The following is a 3,387-nucleotide window of genomic DNA, read 5'->3' on the forward strand; positions in this document are numbered from 1 at the left end:
GGGCGGCAGGCTGGTTGTCGCCGGCGTCACCGACCTGTCGGCGACCCACTCCGCCTACCCCGCCCCGGACCTCGCCGCCGCATTGAAAGGCGCACCGAAGGATGCGGCCATCATCCTGCTCGACCACCAGCCGAAGCAGGCAAGGCAAGCCGCCGCGTCCGGCGTGGCGCTGCAGCTGTCCGGGCATACCCACGGCGGCATGGTCGTCGGGCTCGACCGGCTGGCCGCGCGCGCCAACAGCGGATACGTCTCGGGCCGCTACGACGTCGACGGCATGACGCTCTACGTGAACAATGGCACCGGGCTGTGGCCCGGCTTCGCGCTGCGGCTCGGACGCCCGTCGGAGCTGACGCGGATCACGTTGCGCCGGGCGACCTGATCGAACGCGGGTGCGCTGACGGGCGTCGCGCGCCGGGGTGATGCGGGCGCAAGTCTTGCTCAAGCGTCATTGCCAGGAGCCCTTGCGACCAGGCAATCCAGCTCGCTTTGCGCGGCGCGATGGATTGCGTCGCTGCGCTCGCAATGACGGCGGGTCTCGCGAGCGATCGCCATTCCCTGGCGCATGACGTGCGAACCCGAGTGACGGCGACACGCAATTGATCGCCGCGCTCCGCGGGCTTCGGCCCGCGCCTGCCGGGCTTGAGCACACGTCCGGTCAGCCGCTCGATGCGGGCGAGAAAGCGTTCGCTGCCCCGCGGCCCATCCACATTTCCCATAGTGAGATCAAGATCTGCAACGCCAGCGACAAACCCATCAGGGCGCCGCCGGCGATCACGGTAAAGGCGAATATGGAGCCGAGATATTTGGTCGCCCACCAGGAGCCGATATCCATCAGGATCGTAAGGTACGGCAGGACCACGAGACTGACCCGGAGCCAGATCGGCGTGCTGCTCAGGCTGAAAATCGCTCCAGTGAGCAAAAATATGATGCTGACGCCGAACAGGTGAATGTGCGAAACCTTGGACAGGTCCTCGATGCTTGTTCCCGTGTCTGCCGACGTGACCTTCTGTACGGCGTCGAAGCTCGTGAGTGGAGGGATCGACGTGGCCTCGGCCATATGGCAGCCAATGCAGTCCTTTGTGAAGATCGGTTCGACTTTCGAATATTCGGCGATCTTGGCGCCGCCATGAATCCACTGCAGGACGCTGCTGCGATCGGCGACGGATATCTTGTCGGCCATGGGGCCCATCAGCGCCGATTCGAGCAGAGTTTTTCCCTTCGGCAGGCCGTGATATTCATCGCTGATACCGGACGCCAAGCCCTCTCCCATCTGGCGATGAGGCTCGATCACAGCCAGGTACATGAAGGAAAGAGCCATCAGGTATCCGACACCAATCAGGATGAGGAAACTGCTGAACAGCGCACGAAAGGTGATCGGCAGAGCCGATAAGGAGATCATCGGTGGGCCTCCAGGCCATGAGACAGATCGGTTCTTGCACCTGGTGAGCCAAGCGGGGGATGCAGGATCGCGTTCGGGCGTCACCCGCAGTCCGACGATAGGCGGAAGCGAACTTGCAAAGATGATCAGTATTGCTCACTCTCGAAAACTTGATGATCGTGGTTCGGGCGCGACGCGACCTGCTCCTTGGCGGTCTCCCGGCGCAGTTGCCGTCATTCCCAAACTCTTGACCAAGGGCGCGCAGCTTGCCCGAGACACCGATTTCGCCAGCACATGAGCGTCATCAGATTGCGCCCCCCTGGCGGACGTTCTCCTGTCCCGCGCGTGCGAATCTTGCCCGAGCGTCCTTGCGAAGAGCCGTTGCGACCAAGCAATCCAGCTTGCCGCTCCGCGGCGCGAAGGATTGCTTCGCTGGCGCTCGCCATGCGACCGATAGGCTGGAACCGCCGGTCGGGCCCGTTCGACGGATCGAACACGTCGCCGCGCAGCGGTGTACGAATAGGCGGCGCCATAGGTGTGGCCCAAGACGGTGTGGCCCAAGACGTCGCCCGCATGCCCATGCGTAGACGTCGTGCGCAGACAGGCGCCGGAAAGACGTGGAACAAGCGATGACGGTCCAGGCAGGCAATCTATTCACGAACATCCCAGCCGCCGGCGCGCGCGAAGAGGCGTTCAGCGAAATCTTCGCCCGGCCCGGATTGAAGATCGAGCGCATCGTCTCGCGGGGGCAAGCCAGCCCGTCGGGGTTCTGGTATGATCAGGCATGGAACGAGTGGGTCCTCGTGCTCCAGGGCAGCGCCACCCTGCGGTTCGAAGACGAGCCCGCCACGCTGGCGCTGGGCCCGGGCGATCACGTCCTGATCCCGGCCGGGAAACGCCACCGCGTCGAGCGGACGGACGAGCGACAGCCGACGGTTTGGCTCGCCGTCCATTTCGAGTGAGGACCTGTCGCGCCGTCCGGGCTGTCACTACAGAATATCGAGGCGCAACCGTGAGACCGCTCCAATGAATTCTCGGGCCTTGCCGTCGTATATTGGGTGCCTGGAGATTCAATGCGCGCCCGGCGTAGCGCGTCCCACCCCGCTCCGCAACGTCGCCAAAGCCAAGGAGGAACCCGCCGTTTTGCAATGGCTGCAGCCCAACTCTTTTTTGAGCAGCATGGACGCTGCTCTGGCGCATCTCAAGCCGTGCCGAAGCGGCGTGAGGCAAGAGGACACGAGAGGACACATGAGATCGAGCGCTTTCTCCACGGCAGAAAAATCGGCGGTAACGGCCGCCTGCCAGCACCTGATCGACGACTTCCTGAAACCCCGCTTCCTGCCCGCCATCCGGCCCACGAAGTTCAACTATCCCGTCAATATCCTCGGCAAGTGGCACGGCACCAAGTATCGCTTCATTCAACGCTACCGCTCCGGTTTCCCGGAGAATCTGGGCGAACAGTTTGACGAGCCCTTCGCCCGCCTCGACTGGATCAGCCGTGATCGCTTCGACCTCCAGTGGCACCGCCACACCGGGGAATGGTTTTGCCTGTTTCAGGGCCTCACCCTCGTCGAAGCGATCGACACGCTGATGTCCGAAGGATTGTTCCATCCCGATTGAATGCCGGAATCAGCTTCCGCGGTACGGGTGGATGCGATCGGTCGTCGGGCGCCCGTTAACAACGTCGGGAAGCTCGGGGCCCGAGGGCGACTATCCGCTGCGCGCTGGTGATTGGCGCGTCAGCTTCAGCCGGGATGGGCGTTATCCTGGACGTGTTGAAGGTGCGCCTGCGCGGCAGCGCCGACGAGGACTGGGACGATGACCAGACCAGATGTCATCACCACTCGGAGCGGAGATCGCATGGTGCTCGTTCCCTTCGAGGAGTATGAGCGCCTGGGAAGCCGCCGAAGCGCGAGAGTTGACGAGATCGAGCGCCGCCTTGCGACTGGCGAAGAGGAGTTGATCCGCATGCGCCCATCCGCGCACCCGTTCGCCCATCCCACCCATCC

At 63.7% G+C, this 3,387-nt stretch carries 4 protein-coding genes and 1 pseudogene; 4 read left to right on the top strand and 1 reads right to left on the bottom strand.

The window, feature by feature from the left end:
* Positions 1–379, top strand: a 379-nt coding sequence (locus WCB02_RS08990) for a metallophosphoesterase (RefSeq protein ID WP_423957620.1), incomplete at its 5' end; no start/stop codon positions are given.
* A 276-nt stretch (positions 380–655) separates the two neighbouring features.
* Here the strand turns inward: WCB02_RS08990 and WCB02_RS08995 are convergent.
* Complete coding sequence (locus WCB02_RS08995; RefSeq protein WP_423957622.1) at positions 656–1,483, bottom strand: hypothetical protein; 828 nt, start codon at positions 1,481–1,483, stop codon at positions 656–658.
* 524 nt (positions 1,484–2,007) lie between these two features.
* On the opposite strand from WCB02_RS08995, the gene WCB02_RS09000 reads away from it, so the two are divergent.
* From WCB02_RS09000 to WCB02_RS09010, 3 genes and pseudogenes are all read left to right on the top strand, one after another.
* Positions 2,008–2,340: a cupin domain-containing protein gene (locus WCB02_RS09000; protein WP_423957626.1), complete on the top strand. Its 333-nt coding sequence runs from the start codon at positions 2,008–2,010 to the stop codon at positions 2,338–2,340.
* A gap of 286 nt (positions 2,341–2,626) precedes the next feature.
* On the top strand, positions 2,627–2,998 hold the full coding sequence (locus tag WCB02_RS09005; protein WP_423957624.1) for a hypothetical protein: 372 nt from the start codon (positions 2,627–2,629) through the stop codon (positions 2,996–2,998).
* Between the two features lie 198 nt (positions 2,999–3,196).
* Positions 3,197–3,387, top strand: a pseudogene (locus tag WCB02_RS09010) (hypothetical protein); the annotation flags it as partial.

This window comes from Bradyrhizobium sp., from assembly GCF_049581145.1.
Classification (GTDB): Bacteria; Pseudomonadota; Alphaproteobacteria; order Rhizobiales; family Xanthobacteraceae; genus Bradyrhizobium.

What these genes read in the sequence shown, in the direction of transcription:
- WCB02_RS09000 (WP_423957626.1), top strand. Translation starts at nt 2,008, where the DNA reads ATGACGGTCCAGGCAGGCAATCTATTCACGAACATCCCAGCCGCCGGC.
- WCB02_RS09005 (WP_423957624.1), top strand. Translation starts at nt 2,627, where the DNA reads ATGAGATCGAGCGCTTTCTCCACGGCAGAAAAATCGGCGGTAACGGCC.